Here is a 17170-nt window from a genome sequence, read left to right as displayed (position 1 = left end):
AAAGCATGCGGAGTATATGGAAAGGAACAATCTCCTTCGGGTTGGTCAGCATCCCGGTCCAGCTCTTCTCCGCCACCCAGGAGCATCGTGTTCCGCTCCACCAGGTGCACGCCAGGGATGGCTCCCGCATCCGCATGCACCGGTTCTGCGAGAAGGAGGGCAAGGAGGTTCCCTACGAGGAGATCGCCCGCGGCTACCAGTCGCCGGACGGCCGCACCGTGGTCCTCGACGACCAGGACCTGGCCGACCTGCCGCTGCCCAGCAAGAAGCTGATCGACGTCCTGGCGTTCGTGGACAGTTCCGAGATCGACCCGGTGGCGCTCTCCAGCAGCTACTACGTCGGCGCGGACCGGGCCGGCGCGAAACCGTACGTGCTGCTGCGCGAGGCCCTCCGGGAGGCCGGGCAACTGGCCGTCACCAAGGTGACGCTGCGCACCCGGGAGTCACTGGCGGTGCTGCGCGCCCGGCAGGACGTCCTGGTCCTGCAGACGATGCTCTGGCCCGACGAGATCCGCCCCGCCGAGGACGCCGCCCCCGAGGGGGACACCTCGGTGCGCCCCCAGGAGCTGAAGATGGCGAGGTCGCTGATGGACACCCTCAGTGAGGGTTTCGACCTCGGGGAGCTGCACGACGAGTACCAGGACGCGCTGCGGCAGGTGGTCGAGGCCCGGCTGCACGGGGTCGAGCTGCCCCACGAGGAGGCGGCACGGCCGGAGGAGGGCGAGGTCATCGACCTGATGGCGGCGCTCCGCGGCAGCGTCAAGGCGGCCCGGGGACGTGCCAGGGCCGCCGGGGCGCAGGAGGAGCCCGAGGAGGAGCAGCGGCTGGCGGCGGGCGGGGGCGGAACGGGCGGCGGGCGCAGGACGGCGAAGCAGGCCGCGGGCGGGAAGCCCGCAGGGGGCGCGGGGGCGGGCCAGGCCGCCGGGAAGTCGGCGGGGGAGGGCCGGAAGACCGCCGGGAGGGCCGCGGCGAAGAAGACGCAGGCGAAGAAGACGGCGGCGAAGAAGACGGCGGGGAAGGGAACCACCTCCGGCAGGAGCGCGAGCGGCAAGGCCGAGGGGGACAAGGGGAAGAAGCCGGCCCCCCGACGTCGGGCGTCCTGAGCGGTCATGGCCCTCGGACAGCCCACCCCGGGCGAGCTGCCGGTGCTGGCACCGATGCTGGCCACACCGGCCACCGAGCTGCCCAGGGACCAGACCGCATGGGCGTTCGAGGTGAAGTGGGACGGCATGCGGGTGGTGGCGTACCTCCCCGGCGACGGCAGGCTGCGCCTGGTCTCGCGCAACCGCCTCCAGGTCGCCTTCCGCTACCCGGAGCTCGAGGAACTCTCCGCGCTGCTGCCCGGGACCGACCTGATCCTGGACGGGGAGATCATCGCCCCCGACCGCGCGGGACGGCCCAGCTTCGGTCGGCTCCAGGAGCGGATGCACCTCAACGGGCCCGCGGCCATCCGGGCCGGTGCCCGCAGGACCCCGGTGGCACTGATGCTCTTCGACGTGCTGTGGGCGTCCGGGGAACTGCTCACCGGGCACCCCTACACGGCCAGGCGCCACCGCCTCGAGGACCTCGGTCTCGAGGCGGAACGGATCAGTGTCCCCCCGATCTGGGAGGGCCACGGCGACGAGGCCGCCCGGTGGACCGGGGAGATGGGCCTGGAAGGAGTGATGGCCAAGCGGCTGACCTCCGTCTACCGGCCCGGGGTGCGCTCCAGGGACTGGCTGAAGATCAAGCACCAGACCACGGAGGAGCTGCGGATCGGCGGCTGGATTCCGGCCGGCCCCCGGGCCACCGAGGTGAAGTCGCTGCTGGTCGGCGTGGACGAGGGCGCCCTGCTGCGGTACTGCGGGGCGGTGGGCTCAGGCTTCACCCAGGTGGAGCGGCGCAGGCTGGGCGCGGTGCTGTCCCGCCTGCAGACCACCGAGCCCCCGTTCGTCAACGCCCGACAGGCCCTGGACCGCCCCGAACCCGTGCGGTGGGTGCGTCCGGTGCTCACCGCGAGGGTCGAGTTCCGCGAGTGGACGGACTCGGGGTACCTGCGGCAGCCGGTGTGGCGCGGGCTGAGCGGGGGGAACCGGGAGGTGCCGTGACGCCGGGGGGCCCGTTGCTGGCGGGCGGGGACGGAAGGAGGCGCGAGATGACCGGGACGGACCCGGTGTGGGCACTGGAGCGGATCGCGTTCCTACTGGAACGGGACGGGGCCCCCACCTACCGGGTGCGGGCGTTCCGCACCGCCGCGGCCACCGTGGCCGCACTGCGCGGCGACGAACTGCTGCGCCGCCACCGCACCCGCACCCTCACCGAGCTGCGCGGCATCGGGGTGACCACAGCCGCCGTGGTGCACCAGAGCATGCAGGGCGGTGTCCCCGACTACCTGGCGGTGCTCGAGGAGCGCGGCCGCGTCGAGCACACCCCCGCCGGCCAGGCGCTGCGGGAGACGCTGCGCGGGGACTGCCACCTGCACTCGGACTGGTCCGACGGCGCCAGCCCGATCGAGACGATGGCGTTCGCGGCCCGGGACCTGGGGCACCAGTGGGCGGTGCTGACCGACCACTCGCCCCGGCTGACCGTGGCCCGCGGCCTGTCCCCGGAGCGGCTGCGGGTGCAGTTGGACCGCGTCACCGAGCTCAACGCCGCGCTGTCCTCGTTCCGGCTGCTCACCGGGATCGAGTGCGACATCCTCAGCGACGGCAGCCTGGACCAGGACCCCGAGCTGCTGGAGAGGCTGGACATCGTGGTCGCCTCCGTGCACTCCGGGCTCAGGTCGGAGGCCGCGGCGATGACCCAGCGGATGGTCACCGCGGTGCGGCACCCCCGGGTGGACGTCCTGGGGCACTGCACCGGCCGCCTGCTCACCGGGCGCGGCCGGCCGGAGAGCGCGTTCGACGCCGCCGCGGTCTTCGCCGCCTGCGCCGAGACGGGTACCGCGGTGGAGATCAACTGCCGGCCGGAGCGCGCGGACCCGCCACGCCGGTTGATCAGCCAGGCCCTGCGGGAAGGGGTGGACTTCGCCATCGACAGCGACGCCCACGCCCCCGGGCAGCTCGACTGGCAGATCCTCGGCTGCGTCCGCGCCGCGGAGTGCGGCGTGCCGGAGGAACGCGTGATCAACACCCGTTCGGCCGACGAACTGCTGGAGTGGAGCCGCCGCCGCAGACAGCGGGGCTGAGCTCCCGGGAGGATTCAAGACCGCCCGTAGACCTCCTCCACGTTGCGCCGCGGCTGCGGTCGGTGCCGGGCGGCGGGGCCCTCGGCGAAGGCGCGCAGCAGGTTCTCCGTGGTCCGGGTGACGAACGCGCCGGTCGCCGCGTCCATCGCGTGGTTGCGGCCGTTGTCCCGGGTCCCGGCCATCAACGCCTCGACCCAGCGCATGGTGCCGGTCGCGAAGACGCCGGCGCCGCTGGGCACGGTGTAGTACGCCGAGTCCTGGTGGCTCCGTTCGCCGTTGCACCGCAGGGGCGAGTGGGCGACGATCTCGATGCGCCGCGGCGTGGGGGCCGTCGGGGTGACCCGGTCGTACTCGACCCCGACCAGGTGGTCGAACGCCTGTCCCTGCCGCACGCCGGTTCCCTCGAAGAGCCAGTGGCGGGGCTGGTGGACGACGTAGGGCGCGTCCGTGGGGAACCCCTCGTACAGGACGCCGGTGAACGAGGACTCCGGATCGGCACCGGGACCCGAGCGGAAGTCGGTGGTCACCAGATCGGGCCGGGCCGGGTAACTCGGGTCCCGGGCGAACGAGCTCTTGTAACAGACGACGCTGCGGCCGGGGCGGTGCCCGGGCTCGTCGCCGTGGGTCTCCAACCTGACCCGGCGGAAACAGGTGTTGGCGCCGAGGATGGCGACGTTCGTTCCGGCGTCCCGCGCCCGGACCAGCTCCCGGCGCTGACGGGGCGTCCAGTACTCGTCGTGGCCGAGCACGACCACCGCGGTGGCCTTCCTCAGCACACCGGGGTCGCGGTGCACGTCGATGCCCGTGGTGTAGGCCAACGGGATGCCGAGGCGCTCGGCGAGCACCACCGCGGCCCGCTCGTAGACCAGGAACTTCTCGGCGCCGCTGCCGTCGTAGGGCCGGTCGAAGCTGACGATCGTGGACCGCTGCTGGTAGCCGCCGTCCTGCCCCGAGTAGAGGCTGTAGCCGCCCCAGCCGTTGTACGCCTGCCACGTCGCCGGCGCGTGGAGCAGCACGGTGCGTCCCGCGCCGCTGGCCGAGCGGACCACCACGGGGACGTAGCGCTGGTGGCCCTCGTCGGCGTCGAGACGCAGCAGGTAGGCGCCCTCCGGCCAGCCCTCGGTGTCCACGGTGAGCGTCCGGCGCCAGCCGGCACGCACCGTGCGGGTGAGGGGGTGGAGGTCCGGTGCCCGCTGTTCCCGTCCCGGGACCCGCTCGGAACGCCACACCAGCCTCGCCTGGGCGCCCTGGTACCAGCCGACCCGGAAGGCGGACACCCGGAAACGACGGGCGGTCGTCGAGACCCGCAGGGCCAGCGGCTGGCCGGGCCGCACGCTCACCTGGTCGGCGTACCCGAGGATCGCGTCGTCAGGACCGCGGTCGACGACCCGCCAGTCCGAGGTGCCCGGCAGGTCGCGCTCCGCCGGCGAGGAGTCCCGGTGGCCGTCCGTGGACGCACGGTCGCACCCCGCAAGGGACAGCGCCCCGATACCGGCCGCGCAGTAGCCGAGGAACCGGCGCCGGGGTGTCGCCCGGCCGGTGTCGCACCCCAGGTCCTTCATCCCCGATCACCTTTTGTCGGTGTGTGTGCTTTGAGGATCTTGTGCCCATCCTCGGACGGGCCGGGCGGCGCGGCAAACCGCTGGCCGCCGAGCGGAGCACCACGACCGCTCCGGCATGGGAGCCGCCGGGCCGGGAACCCGGTTGTCCGACGGAACGTGTGGGGAAGGACGGAACGGGCAGAAGAGGCCGAAGAGGTCGCGGGCCGTGTCGCGCGGACCCGCCCCCCGGCGGTGTGGCGACCGTGGTCGCAGGACCGGCACCCCAGGGGCCGCCGGCCCACACCACCGCCGGGCCCACACCAGCGCCAGCGAGGGATGACTCATGGAACGCTCCCGAATCGTCGTGGTCGGCGGTGGCTTCGCCGGCGTCACCTGTGCGCGCCGCCTGGAGCGCAGGCTGACCGCCGAGGAGGCCGAGATCACCCTGGTCACGCCGTACAGCTACCAGGTCTACCTGCCGCTGCTCCCGCACATCTCCTCCGGCGTGCTCACCACCCAGTCGGTGGCCGTGTCGCTGCGCCGGGTGCTCAGGCGGACGGACATCATCCCCGGCGGGGTGGTCGGCGTGGACACCCAGGCCAAGGTCTGCGTCGTCCGGAAGATCACCGACGAGATGGTCAACGTGCCGTACGACCGGCTCGTCCTCGCTCCCGGCAGCATCACCCGCACCTTCGACATCCCCGGTCTCGACGAGCACGCCAGGGGCATGAAGACCCTCGCCGAGGCCGCCTACATCCGGGACCACGTGATCGCCCAACTCGACCTGGCGTCGGCCACCACGGACGAGGAGGAACGCAGGTCCCGGCTCCAGTTCGTGGTGGTGGGCGGCGGCTACGCGGGGACCGAGACCGCGGCCCACCTCCAGCGGCTCACCACGGCGGCCTGCCGCGAGCGGTACCCCCGTCTTGACCCCTCACTGGTCCGCTGGCACATCGTGGACATCGCGCCGCGCCTGATGCCCGAGCTGGGGGAGCGCCTCGGCCACCGCGCCCTGGACCTGATGCGGGCCCGCGGCGTGGAGGTCTCCCTCGAGGTGTCCGTGGACGAGGTCACCGCCGACCGGGTCCGGCTCACCGACGGGAGGGTACTGCCCTGCCGCACCCTGATCTGGACCGCCGGGGTGGCGGCGAGTCCCCTCGTCGGAACGCTCGGGGCAGAGACGATCAAGGGACGTCTCGTGGTCACCCCGGAACTCGCGGTGCCCAACCTCGACGGGGTCTTCTCCCTCGGCGACGCGGCGGCCGTGCCCGACCTGGTGCAGGGGCAGGGGGCGATCTGCCCGCCGACCGCCCAGCACGCCCAGCGGCAGGGCAGGACCGCCGCGGACAACGTGGTGGCGTCGCTGCGCGGCCGTGCCCTCGAGCCCTACCGGCACCGGGACCTCGGCCTCGTGGTGGACCTCGGTGGCGCGGACGCCGTCTCCAAGCCCCTCGGCATCGAGCTGACCGGCCTCCCGGCCCAGGCCGTCGCCCGCGGCTACCACCTGATCGCGCTGCGCACCGGCGTGGCCAAGTTCCGGGTGGGCGCCAACTGGCTGCTCAACGCGGTGGCGGGCGACGACTTCGTCCGCACCGGGTTCCTGGCCAGCACCCCGGCGCGGCTCCAGGACTTCGAGTACACCGACTCCTACATGTCCCGGGAGAAGGTCCGCGAGCACACCAAGACGCTGGTGACCAGGGCCTGAACCGCCGGATAATTCGCTGGCGTCGGCCCGCGGGGCCGTCCTAGGCTGACGGTCCCGTACCGATCGTCACCCGGGCTGTTCGCCCTAGGAAGAGTGTTTGATGCCCCGGCCCGCGCCGAGCACCCCTCGGCGTACCGCGTAACCGTCCGTTCCCTCCGCCACCGTTCCGTGCGGCGTCCGGACGGCGATCCGTGGTGCCCTTCCTCGCCCGCAACCGGGTACGTCGAGGGCGCTCGGCCTGCTCTTGCTGTCATCGTCAACGTTCCAGCAAGGAGCACCCCGGGTGTCCAACCCCAACAACCCCCGTTCCAGCAGCCACCAGCACACCCTGAAGGTCGGGACCTTCACCTGTGCCTGGTGCGGACTGACCGTCTCCACCTTCGCCGCCGACGGAACCCGGCGGAACCACTGCCCCTCGTGCCTGCACTCCCAGCACGTCACCGACCACGTCGAGGGCGGTACCAGCGAGTGCCGCGCACGCATGACCCCGATCGCCATCGCCGTGCTGCGCACCGGCGACTGGATGGTCATCCACCGCTGCGTGCGCTGCGACGAGCTCACGTCCAACCCGGTCTGCACGGACGACAACCAGCTCATCCTGATGCGCATCGCCGTACGGCCGCTGGCGCAGGCGCCGTTCCCGCTCGAAGCGTTCGGCACCCTGTGACCCGGGCCGGAAGGACCAGATGACCATGCCACGACGGAAACTGCCACGGGAACGGAACCGACTTCGGCGCCCACAGCGGCACAAGGACGTCCTGCACACCCAGGGCGGGCACCGGGGCAACGCCTTCCGGTGCGTCGGCTGCCGGCTCGAGGTGTCCCCTGACGCCCCGGGCACCGCCCACCGCAACCACTGCCCCACCTGCCTGACCAGCCTCCACGTGGACCACCGCGTCCCCGGTGACCGGGCCTCGGGCTGCCGTGGACGGATGGAGGCGCTGAGCCTGTCGGTACGGCAGGACGGTGAGTGGATGATCATCCACCACTGCCTGTCCTGCGGTGAGCTCAGCGCCAACCGCATCGCCGGCGACGACAACGCCCTGGCCCTGGTGCGCCTCGCGGTCAGACCGCTCCGGGACACCACCATGGCCAGTCGCACCCTCCTCACCCTGTGAGACCCGACCGGGGCCGCCGGCAGCGGCACACTCGCTGCCGCGCGGCCCCGGGCGGTCGGTCACGGCACGGCAGGTCGTGCCTCACCAGGGCCGCACCTCCCGCGTGACGCTGCGGTGGTTGACCTCCCGGAGCCGGGCGCTCAACACCGCGTTCCGGCGAGCGCGCTGCGCCGCGCTGAGACCGGTCAGCGCGTCGTCCGCCTCCGGTGCCCCGAGCCTGCCCATGGCGGCCGCAAGGGCGCCGCGCAGCCGGTCCTGGTCGGTGAGGTGGGCGTCGGCGGAGAACGGCACCCGCCAGTGGGGGCCGGGGCCGTGGGTCAGCCAGACCGGGGGGACGGCCACGAGGTCCCCGCGGCCCAGCACCGACACCCCGGGGCGGGTTCGTGTCGCCGGTCACCGGACCCGCCTCCGGCGCCTCACCTCGACGGTATCCCGGCCGACTTCCGCGGACGCACGCCGGACCTCGCCACCGCCCGGCGCCCCGCCCCGTACGTCCTACGGGCCGGCTGGTCCGTCGCGAAGCCACACGGCGTAACGAGAAGTCCCCTTACGACCTCGGGGCAACTGAGGTGAGGGCGGGTCGTCGTGCGGTGGGCACCAGGGCCTACCTGTCGAGGTCTTCGACTGGCTGGCGCAGGATGGTCTTCAGCTTCTCGGGAGCGGTCTTGCGGGGGTCGCTGAGGTAGATCTCGTGGTGCAGGCCCGTTGGCCGCAGGCCGTTGGCGGAGAGGTAGGTGTGGTGGAGTTCGCGGAGCACGGGTGCCTCGTCGTCGTAGGAGCCGATGTGCAGCACCTGGGCGCTGGGGCCTTCGTGAAGGGTGAGGTGCCGGAGCTGGGAGATCGCGGGGTTCTTCTTCTTGGCCAGCGCGGTTTGCTGGGCGTCCTCGATCATCTCCTCGGTGATCCAGGAGGGCATGGTGATGAGCATGGTCCACTTCCAGGTGTCCTTGGCCCGGGTGGTGAAGGCTTCGGGCTGGTCCGCCCACCACAGTCCCTCCAGCGGAGCGACGACGAAGTCGCCGTCCGCCGTGTGCTTGCTGGCGAACTTGAGGGTGTAGGCGACCGCGTAGAGGGCCTCGACCGCGCTGACGTAGGCGGGCGCCGTGTTGGGGTTGCCCGTACCGTCGATGGCGATGAACTGCTGTTCGGGAACGTCCACGACGGCCCACGCCGTGTTCTTGGGCGCGTAGAACTCTTTCCGCTCTCGCTTGACGTCGTACGGTGCCACGGGTGTCTCACTTCCTGGAAGGTGTGCGTCGTTCAGTGATGCCCGCGTTCGGCCTTGAGGCCGTTGAGCGGGACTGACGGGATGTCAGTGGCGGGCGGCACGATCGGGAGATGTGACTCCCGCCCTGAATCGCGCCGCCCTGTCGCATCCTGCCTTCACGGGCGTAACACGCCAACCCTTCGCCGAGCTGGCGCCGCGCTGGGAGGCGTCCCGGGAGTCCGACCGTACCGAGCGCCGCGGAGGCGAACGCCGCAGGGCAGCCGGAGCCGGGCGCAAGCCCAAACTGGTGCTCACTGACCGGCTGCTGATCACCCCTGATCTGTCTGCGCCATCAGCCGCCCCATGCGGCACTGGCCGACCTGTACTCGGTGGACCGCTCCACCGTCTCCACCGCCGTGCGGGAAATGCGGGCATTGCTCGCTGAGCGTGGGTTCGCCGTCCCCGACCGTCCCGGGCTGCGTCTCCGTACGCTAGAGGACCTGTTCGCCGACGCCGAAGCCGAGGACATCGACCTGCGGATCGACGGGACCGAGGTCCAAGTCCGCCGCCCCCAGGCACACCGGCCCGGCCGCAAGCGTGCGCAGCGAAGGAATCGCCGAGCAATTCCGTCAGCATCCCGGGGTAGAAGCCGAGGCCGACGACGGCTACCGGGGCCTGGCGAACGAGTTCCCCGATCAGGTCTCCGCCCCGCCGAAGCAGCCCGCCGAAGCAGCCCGCCGACGACGGCTGCGACGGCGAGAAGCGGGCCTGGCGCGAGGCGAATCGGAGGCAGTCCTCGGCCCGGATCCGTATCGAGCACACCAACGCCGAGCTGAAGAAGTGGCGCCCACTCCAACGCTTCACCAGACGCCGCGACACCTACGCCGAAACCCACGCAGCGATCGCTGGCATCGTCTCCGACCGCTCCGCCAAGCGACCCAGCAGACGACGCGCCAGCACCGCCCTGGTGCCCGTCCGCACGATGACCCGCTGAATCACCCACCGGCCGACCCCCCAGGCCAGCCCGCCCTCAACTCAATTGCCCCCGAGATCGTTGTCCATGAGAGGGAGTGGTCACGACCGCGTCCACGCGCCGCCATGGCGTTTCGCATGGGACTCGTGACTCAGGATTCCTCGGAGCGGGCGAGCGCGGACTCGACGCGTTCGACCTTCGCGTCGATCTGGCCGTCGTATCCGGGGCGAATGTCTGCCTTCAGCACCAGCGACACCCGCGACCCGTAGGCCGCGACGGCATCCGTCGCGCGCTTCACCACGTCCATCACGGTGTCCCAGTCAGGGCCCTCGATGGTCGTGAACATCGCGTCAGTTCGGTTGGGGAGCCCCGACTCCCTCACCACCCGGACCGCAGCGGCAACGGCCTCGGAGACCGAGCCGTCGGCATCGCCCGTCCCACTCGGTGCGACTGAGAATGCGACCAGCATCAGATCTTCTCCCTACGTTCGGCGTCTGGCGGCGTCTCAGACGCTGCGTCCGTCCCGACGCGGGACGCGTCCCCGAGGCCCGGCTCCGCCAGGACTCAACCAGACGATGACAAAGTTGAAATTTGAATAAGAGCCTGGTGGGCCGGTGTCCTTCGTAGCACCGTCATACCCGGGGCGCGCCGTGGCGCACCGGCCCCCGCCGTCATTTCCTGGTCGTTCCGACGCACGGAGGACACGTGACATCAGCGAGCACGCCCGGTGGACAGCGGAACACGGACCGGGCGGCGGTGCCCGTCCCGGAGCGGATCAGGCACCTCGCCCTGGCCTTCCGGGAGTCCAGGGTGCTGCTCTCCGCCATTGAGCTCGGGGTCTTCACCGAGCTCTCCACGAACGGGCCCGGGACCGCCGGGGCGCTGGGGGCGCGGCTCGGCGTGCACCCGCGTGGCGCCCGTGACTTCTTCGACACCCTGGTCGCCCTCGACCTGCTCGACCGGGACGAGGACGGCGCCTACTCCAACACCGAGGAGAGCGAGCTCTTCCTGGTCCGCGGGAAGCCCACCTACCAGGGGCTGCTGGAGATGGCCGCCCAGCGGGTCTACCCGTTCTGGGCCCAGCTCACCGACGCGCTGCGGACGGGGCAACCACAGAACGACGTGGCCGAGGCCGGCCTGTACCCCGCGGTGTACGGCGACGACGACAAGCGCAGGGCCTTCGTGGGGGCCATGACGGACTTCTCCACCCGGTCCGGCAGGGTGCTGGCGGAACGGCTGCCCTGGGAGCGGTACCACACGGTGGCCGACATCGGCTGCTCCCAGGGGGCGTTGCTCGCCGAACTCGCGGTGCGCCACCCGCACCTGACCGGCGTCGGCTTCGACCTGCCCCCGGTTCAGGGCCTGTTCGCGGAACTCACCCGGGAGCGCGGGGTCGCCGACCGGGTGACCTTCACCCCCGGCGACTTCTTCACCGACGAGCTGCCCCCCGCGGACGTGATCGTCTTCGGGCACGTCCTGCACAACTGGGACCTGGACACCAAGCGGATGCTGCTGGCCAAGGCCCACCGGGCGCTGCCCGAGTCCGGCACCGTCGTGGTCTACGAGGCGCTGATCGACGACGAGCGGCGCACCAACTGGTTCGCCATGCTGATGAGCCTGAACATGCTGCTCCAAACGGAGGGCGGCTTCGACTTCACCGCGGCGGACTGCCGGGGCTGGCTGGCCGAGGCGGGTTTCCAGGAGAGCTGGGTGGCCCCGCTTGCGGGGGCCGACCAGATGGTGGTGGCGACCAAGTAGGGACGGGCCGCCCGCGGCACCCACGGGCGGGTGCCGCGGAACGGGGATGATCGGGGCGGCTCCGGGTACCCGTAGGCGGTCCAGGGGCGTGGACCGGCCCGGTGCCGGCGCGCCGCAGCCGACACCAGGAAGGACCACACCGTGGCCACCGCCTCGTCCTCCGCGCCCGGCCGCACCGTCACCGGCGGCGCCGCGCCCCCCGACGCCGTGCTCGACCACCACGAGCTCGCCGCCCTGGACGCGTACTGGCGAGCGGCGAACTACCTGGCGGTCGGCCAGCTCTACCTGATGGACAACCCGCTGCTCGCCGAGCCGTTGCGCCCGGAGCACATCAAGCCCCGGGTCCTCGGCCACTGGGGGACCACCCCCGGGTTGACCTTCGTCTACACCCACCTGAACCGGGTCATCAGGACCCGCGACCTGAACATGATCCACATTACCGGACCGGGGCACGGGGGACCGGCCACCCTCGCCTGCTGCTGGCTGGACGGGACCTTCAGCGAGACCTACCCGGAGGTGCCCAGGGACGCCACCGGGATGCGCCGGCTGTTCCGGTCGTTCTCGTTCCCCGGCGGGCTCCCCACCCACAACGGCCCCGAGGTGCCCGGCTCCCTCCACGAGGGCGGTGAACTGGGCTACGCCCTCAGCCACGCCTACGGGGCGGCGTTCGACAACCCGGACCTGGTCGTCGCCGCGATCATCGGTGACGGGGAGGCGGAGACCGGTCCGCTGGCCACCGGGTGGCACGGGAACAAGTTCCTCGACCCGGTGCACGACGGGGCCGTGCTGCCCATCCTCCACCTCAACGGGTACAAGATCGGCAATCCGACGGTGTTCGCCCGTATCCCCGAGGAGGAACTCGACCAGCTCCTGCGCGGTCTCGGCCACGACCCGGTGTACGTCGGCGACGGCACCGAGCGCGGCGACGGGGCGGGGCCACCCGCCGTCCACCGGGCGTTCGCCGCCGCACTGGACCACTGCCTGGACCTGATCACCGACGCCCAGCGGGCCGCCCGCGAGGGCGGGGTCACCGAGCGCCCCCGGTGGCCGATGATCGTCCTGCGCACCCCCAAGGGATGGACTGGACCGGGTGAGGTCGCCGGCCGCCCGGTGGCCGCCACCTGGCGTTCCCACCAGGTCCCCCTCTCCGGGGTGCGGGACGACCCGGGGCGACTGCGCCGGCTCGAGGAGTGGATGCGCTCCTACCGGCCCGAGGAACTGTTCGACGCCACCGGCCGGCCGACGGGCGGGCTGCTGCGCAACGTCCCCGCCGGCGCCCGCAGGCTCGCCGCCAACCCGCACGCCAACGGGGGGAGGCTGCGGCGTGCCCTGCCGCTGCCCGGCGTGCGGGAGTACGCCGTGGAGGTCACCGGCCCCGGCGCCACCCTGCACCACCCGACCGAGGTCCTCGCCGGCCTGCTGCGCGACCTGCTGCGCCGCACCGCAGACCGGCGGGACTTCCGGATCTTCGCCCCGGACGAGATCGACTCCAACGAGCTCTCCGCGGTCCACGAGGCCACGGGCAACGGCTGGCAGGCGGCCATCTGGCCCGTGGACGAGTACCTGAGCAGGGACGGCCGGGTGCTGGAGACCCTGTCGGAGCACAACTGCCAGGGGTGGCTCGAGGGGTACCTGCTGACCGGCCGGCACGGCCTGTTCACGTCCTACGAGGCGTTCGTCCCCATCGTCACCTCGATGGCCAACCAGCACGCCAAGTGGCTCAAGGGCTCCCGGGAGCAGTCCTGGCGGGCGCCGATCCCCGCGCTCAACTACCTGCTCACCTCGCACGTGTGGCGCCAGGACCACAACGGCTTCTCCCACCAGGACCCCGGCTTCGTGGACCAGGTGGTCAACAAGAGTCCGCAGACCATCCGGGTCTACCTCCCGCCGGACGCCAACACCCTGCTCGCGGTCGCCGCGGCCAGTCTGGACGCCACCGACCTGATCAACGTGGTCATCGCCGGCAAGCAACCCACCTTCGACTGGCTGCCCATCGACGAGGCGGTGCACCACGTGGCCCGCGGTGTCAGTGTCTGGGACTGGGCGAGCACCGACGCCGGACGGGAGCCGGACGTGGTGCTCGCAGCGGCCGGTGACGTGCCCACCCTCGAGGTGCTGGCCGCGGCGTCCCTGCTGCGCCGGCACCTGCCCGGGCTCGCGGTGCGGGTGGTGAACGTGGTGGACCTGCTCCGGCTGCCGCCGCCCGAGATGCACCCGCACGGTCTGGACGACACCACGTTCGATGCGCTCTTCACCACCGACCGGCCGGTGGTGTTCGGTTACCACGGGTATCCGTGGCTCATCCACCGGCTGATCTACCGCAGGCACGGACACGACAACTTCCACGTCCACGGCTACCGGGAGGAAGGAACCACCACCACGCCGTTCGACCTGGTGGTGCGGAACGGCCTGGACCGCTACCGGCTGGTCATCGACGTCATCGACCGGACCCCCGGGCTGGCCCTGACCGCGGTGGAACTCCGACAGCGGATGCGGGAGCTGCGGGCCGAGCACCACGACTACATCCGGACCCACGGCATCGACCTGCCGGAAGTCCGCGACTGGCGCTGGGACGGCTCCTGAGGGGTCCCGGACGTCACTGCCAGGGCCGGTCCCGGCGCGTCGGTGGCGGACGGGGCACGGTCCGCGTTCGTGTGATCGCCAGCCGTTATGCTCGGCGAGGAGGTGCTGGAGACCGGCTCGAATCAACTGCCGGCTCCCGGTTCGCCTACCAGCGGTGTTGCCATTTCCGCGATCCTCAACCTACGGTTTCGTAACCTACGTATCCGTAGGTATCCGTCGTCGTCAGGAGCCGATGTGACCACTGCCCCCGCCGTTCGTGCCGGATCGGGATGGAGCGACACCCAGTTGCTGCATGCGCTGGAAGAGGTGGTGGAGACCGAACTCAACCGCCATCTGAAGGCCGCGAAGGAGTGGATGCCGCACGAGTACGTGCCCTGGAGCCAGGGGCGCGACTTCGACGGCGTCATGGGCGGCGAGGCGTGGTCCCCGGAGCAGTCCAAGGTCACGGAGATCGGCCGCACCGCCCTGGTGGTGAACCTGCTCACCGAGGACAACCTGCCCAGCTACCACCACGAGATCGCCACCCTGTTCGGGCGGGACGGTGCCTGGGGGACGTGGGTGCACCGCTGGACCGCTGAGGAGGGACGGCACGCCATCGTGATGCGGGACTACCTGCTCACCACGCGGGCGGTCGATCCCGTGGCCCTGGAACGCTTCCGCATGGAGCACATGTGCGCCGGGTTCCAGTCCGACAACCGGCACAGCGTGCTGCACTCGGTGGCCTACGTGGCGTTCCAGGAGCTGGCCACCAGGGTCTCGCACCGCAACACCGGTCACCACTGTGGCGACCCGGTGGCGGACCGCATGCTGGCCCGCATCGCCACCGACGAGAACCTGCACATGGTCTTCTACCGCAACCTGCTGGCCGCGGCCCTGGAACTGGCGCCGGACCAGGCGATGCGGGCCATCGCCGACGTGGTGACCGCCTTCCGCATGCCCGGCCACGGCATTCCCGGCTTCGAACGCGCCGCGGCCCGGATGGCGATAGGGGGCATCTACAACCTGCGCATCCACCAGGACGACGTGCTCCAGCCGGTGCTGCGCCACCTGAAGTCGCTCCAGTTGGAGGGGCTCGGCCCCGAGGGGCAGCAGGCCCAGGAGGAGCTGGGGCTGTACCTGGACGGCCTCGAGGCCCAGGCCGTCCGCTTCGACGAACGCCGCGAGGCCCTGCTCGCCCGCAAGGCCGCCCGCGGCTAGTACTCCACAGGGACCGAACCTCCGACTCCGACCCCGGGTCAGGATCAAAGAAATTGGTCCGCACCCTCGTCCGTGGTGTCGATCTGCGGCTGCACCGTTCGACCTCGGTGTGAGGGTCGAGGAGCGACCCGTGGCAAGGAGACCAACGATGGCCAAGTACATGCTGATCATGCGCGGCACGGACGAGTCCGTTGCGAAGATGATGGAGACGCCCTTCGAGCAGATGCTCGAGACGATGGGCCGCTTCAACGAGGAGATGATCCGGGCCGGCGTGCTCGTCGCCGTCGAGGGCCTGGACGACCCGTCCCAGGGCGTGGTGGTCGACTTCAGCGGTGAGGCACCGGTGGTCACCGACGGTCCCTACGGGGAGACGAAGGAGCTGTTCGGCGGCTTCTACCTGATCGACGTGGCCTCGAAGGAGGAGGCCGTCGAGTGGGCCAAGCGCCTCCCGGCGTTCGCCGGCAGCAAGTGTGAGGTCCGCCGCGTGCCCGCCATTGACGAGTTCCCGCAGGACAACGAGTGGGTTGCCAGGGAGCGGGCGTGGCGCGAGCGGACGGGCCAGCTCTGACGCCCACGGCCAGCGGTGGCCCGTCGAGCGCCGAGTCGGCGCGGCGGGCCGTCGAGGCCGTCTGGCGGATCGAGTCCGCGCGGATCGTCGGCGCGCTCACCCGCTACACCAGGGACTTCGACCTCGCCGAGGACATCGCCCAGGAGGCGGTGGCGGAGGCGCTGGTCACCTGGTCGCGTGAGGGGGCGCCGGCGAACCCGGTGGGCTGGTTGCTCTCGACCGCGCGCAGGCGCGCCATCGACGGCTTCCGCCGCCGGTCGGCGCTCGACGCCCGGTACGCCCTGCTCGCCGGCCAGCTCTCCGAGGGCGAGGCGAGCTCCGGTGCGGTGCCGTCGCGGGACCGGACGGACGACCTGCCGTGGGACCCCGACCGGATGGACGACGACGTCCTGGCGCTGATGTTCGTGGCCTGCCACCCGGTGCTCTCGCCCGAGGCCCGGGTGGCCCTGACGCTGCGCGTGGTCGGCGGCCTGTCGAGCGAGGAGATCGCCCGGGCGTTCCTGGTCCCCGTGCCGACGGTCCAGGCACGGATCACGCGGGCGAAGAAGACGATCGCCGCGGCGGGGGTGCCGTTCGAGTTGCCACCGCCGGAGGAACGACGCGAGCGGCTCGGCGGTGTCCTGGGCGTGCTGTACGTGATCTTCACGGAGGGGTCGACGGCGACCACCGGCGACTCCCTGCTGCGTCCCGACGCCGCCTACGAGGCGATCCGGCTGGCCAGGACGCTGGCCGCGCTGTTGCCCGACGAGCCGGAGGTGTACGGGCTGCTCTCCCTGTTCGAGCTCACGGCCGCGCGCTTCCCCGCACGCACCGGGCCCGACGGCGAGGCGGTGCTCCTGGAGGACCAGGACCGGCGCCTGTGGGACCGGTCGGCGATCCGTCGCGGTCTGGCCGCGCTCGGCCGGGCCCAGGCCGTCGGGCGTGGTCTCGGCCCCTACGGGCTGCAGGCGGCCATCGCCGCCTGCCACGCGTCGGCGCCCTCGGTGGGGGAGACAGACTGGGAGCGTGTCGTGCTGCTCTACGAGGTGCTCGGCCGCGTGGCCGCGTCACCCGTCGTCGAGCTCAACCGGGCCGTGGCGGTGGCGATGGCGCACGGACCGCGGGAGGCGCTGGCCATCGTGGACGAGCTGGTCGTCTCCGGCCGGCTGTCCGGGTCGTACCTGCTCCCGAGCGTGCGTGGCGAGTTGCTGGCCCGGCTCGGCCGGACCGCCGAGGCACGGGCCGAGCTCGAGCTCGCCGCCCGGCTGTGCCGCAACGTCCGCGAGCGGTCGGTGCTGCTGCGCAAGGCAGCCGCGCTGGCGTGACGTCTGGCGCGGTACCCGCCCGACCGATGCTGACGGCACGTCATCCGGAT

General features: G+C 71.9%; 15 protein-coding genes. 11 read left to right on the top strand and 4 right to left on the bottom strand.

Annotated features, from left to right (window positions below):
* The first annotated feature begins 5 nt into the window (after positions 1-5).
* Genes ku through A3IG_RS0120465 form a run of 3 tightly spaced genes read left to right on the top strand, consistent with a single transcriptional unit; the run spans position 6 to position 3166 of the window.
* Positions 6-1103 (top strand): non-homologous end joining protein Ku, encoded by a 1098-nt coding sequence (gene ku, locus A3IG_RS0120475; RefSeq protein ID WP_026220480.1) that lies wholly within the window; start codon positions 6-8, stop codon positions 1101-1103.
* Positions 1104-1109: 6 nt separating this feature from the next.
* On the top strand, positions 1110-2087 hold the full coding sequence (gene ligD / locus A3IG_RS0120470; RefSeq protein ID WP_018385462.1) for a non-homologous end-joining DNA ligase: 978 nt from the start codon (positions 1110-1112) through the stop codon (positions 2085-2087).
* A 47-nt stretch (positions 2088-2134) separates the two neighbouring features.
* On the top strand, positions 2135-3166 hold the full coding sequence (locus A3IG_RS0120465; protein WP_018385461.1) for a PHP domain-containing protein: 1032 nt from the start codon (positions 2135-2137) through the stop codon (positions 3164-3166).
* Between the two features lie 14 nt (positions 3167-3180).
* Here A3IG_RS0120465 and A3IG_RS0120460 read toward each other — a convergent pair whose 3' ends face one another.
* Positions 3181-4728, bottom strand: a complete 1548-nt coding sequence (locus A3IG_RS0120460; protein ID WP_018385460.1) for a N,N-dimethylformamidase beta subunit family domain-containing protein — start codon at positions 4726-4728, stop codon at positions 3181-3183.
* Positions 4729-5050: 322 nt separating this feature from the next.
* Here A3IG_RS0120460 and A3IG_RS0120455 point away from each other — a divergent pair, with 322 nt between their 5' ends.
* From A3IG_RS0120455 to A3IG_RS0120445, 3 genes are all read left to right on the top strand, one after another.
* Entirely contained in the window at positions 5051-6412 is a 1362-nt protein-coding gene (locus tag A3IG_RS0120455) for an NAD(P)/FAD-dependent oxidoreductase (protein WP_018385459.1), read from the top strand.
* 283 nt (positions 6413-6695) lie between these two features.
* Positions 6696-7079, top strand: coding sequence for an RNHCP domain-containing protein (locus A3IG_RS0120450; RefSeq protein WP_018385458.1), 384 nt, complete (start codon positions 6696-6698; stop codon positions 7077-7079).
* 25 nt (positions 7080-7104) lie between these two features.
* Positions 7105-7530, top strand: coding sequence for an RNHCP domain-containing protein (locus A3IG_RS0120445; protein WP_026220479.1), 426 nt, complete (start codon positions 7105-7107; stop codon positions 7528-7530).
* Between the two features lie 81 nt (positions 7531-7611).
* On the opposite strand, the gene A3IG_RS30640 is transcribed toward A3IG_RS0120445, so the two are convergent.
* From A3IG_RS30640 to A3IG_RS0120425, 3 genes are all read right to left on the bottom strand, one after another.
* Positions 7612-7899 carry a hypothetical protein gene (locus tag A3IG_RS30640; RefSeq protein ID WP_018385456.1) on the bottom strand — a complete coding sequence of 96 codons (288 nt, stop codon included), beginning with the start codon at positions 7897-7899 and terminating at the stop codon, positions 7612-7614.
* A gap of 235 nt (positions 7900-8134) precedes the next feature.
* Entirely contained in the window at positions 8135-8758 is a 624-nt protein-coding gene (locus A3IG_RS0120435) for a GyrI-like domain-containing protein (protein ID WP_018385455.1), read from the bottom strand.
* Between the two features lie 1103 nt (positions 8759-9861).
* Complete coding sequence (locus A3IG_RS0120425) at positions 9862-10179, bottom strand: thiamine-binding protein (protein WP_018385453.1); 318 nt, start codon at positions 10177-10179, stop codon at positions 9862-9864.
* Positions 10180-10415: 236 nt separating this feature from the next.
* Here A3IG_RS0120425 and A3IG_RS0120420 point away from each other — a divergent pair, with 236 nt between their 5' ends.
* The 5 genes from A3IG_RS0120420 to A3IG_RS0120400 all read left to right on the top strand — a co-directional run bounded on the left by A3IG_RS0120420 (position 10416) and on the right by A3IG_RS0120400 (position 17120).
* Entirely contained in the window at positions 10416-11468 is a 1053-nt protein-coding gene (locus tag A3IG_RS0120420; protein WP_040911978.1) for a methyltransferase, read from the top strand.
* Positions 11469-11609: 141 nt separating this feature from the next.
* Positions 11610-14051 (top strand): phosphoketolase family protein, encoded by a 2442-nt coding sequence (locus tag A3IG_RS0120415; RefSeq protein WP_018385451.1) that lies wholly within the window; start codon positions 11610-11612, stop codon positions 14049-14051.
* Positions 14052-14285: 234 nt separating this feature from the next.
* A complete protein-coding gene (locus tag A3IG_RS0120410; RefSeq protein ID WP_026220478.1) occupies positions 14286-15248 on the top strand; it encodes an acyl-ACP desaturase in 963 nt (320 codons plus the stop codon).
* A 148-nt stretch (positions 15249-15396) separates the two neighbouring features.
* On the top strand, positions 15397-15816 hold the full coding sequence (locus A3IG_RS0120405) for a YciI family protein (RefSeq protein WP_018385449.1): 420 nt from the start codon (positions 15397-15399) through the stop codon (positions 15814-15816).
* Positions 15789-17120, top strand: a complete 1332-nt coding sequence (locus A3IG_RS0120400) for an RNA polymerase sigma factor (RefSeq protein WP_018385448.1) — start codon at positions 15789-15791, stop codon at positions 17118-17120. The genes A3IG_RS0120405 and A3IG_RS0120400 overlap by 28 nt, the downstream gene beginning before the upstream one ends.
* Positions 17121-17170: the final 50 nt, after the last annotated feature.

Source organism: Wenjunlia vitaminophila DSM 41686 (genome assembly GCF_000380165.1).
Classification (GTDB): Bacteria; Actinomycetota; Actinomycetes; order Streptomycetales; family Streptomycetaceae; genus Wenjunlia; species Wenjunlia vitaminophila.
Note: the sequence above shows the minus strand (reverse complement) of the source record. Positions and strands in the feature narration are given on the sequence as shown.

Excerpts from the sequence above, each read along its gene's own strand:
- ku (WP_026220480.1), top strand. The coding sequence starts at position 6 with ATGCGGAGTATATGGAAAGGAACAATCTCCTTCGGGTTGGTCAGCATC.
- ligD (WP_018385462.1), top strand. The coding sequence starts at position 1,110 with ATGGCCCTCGGACAGCCCACCCCGGGCGAGCTGCCGGTGCTGGCACCG.
- A3IG_RS0120465 (WP_018385461.1), top strand. The coding sequence starts at position 2,135 with ATGACCGGGACGGACCCGGTGTGGGCACTGGAGCGGATCGCGTTCCTA.
- A3IG_RS0120460 (WP_018385460.1), bottom strand. The coding sequence starts at position 4,728 with ATGAAGGACCTGGGGTGCGACACCGGCCGGGCGACACCCCGGCGCCGG.
- A3IG_RS0120455 (WP_018385459.1), top strand. The coding sequence starts at position 5,051 with ATGGAACGCTCCCGAATCGTCGTGGTCGGCGGTGGCTTCGCCGGCGTC.
- A3IG_RS0120445 (WP_026220479.1), top strand. The coding sequence starts at position 7,105 with ATGCCACGACGGAAACTGCCACGGGAACGGAACCGACTTCGGCGCCCA.
- A3IG_RS0120425 (WP_018385453.1), bottom strand. The coding sequence starts at position 10,179 with ATGCTGGTCGCATTCTCAGTCGCACCGAGTGGGACGGGCGATGCCGAC.
- A3IG_RS0120405 (WP_018385449.1), top strand. The coding sequence starts at position 15,397 with ATGGCCAAGTACATGCTGATCATGCGCGGCACGGACGAGTCCGTTGCG.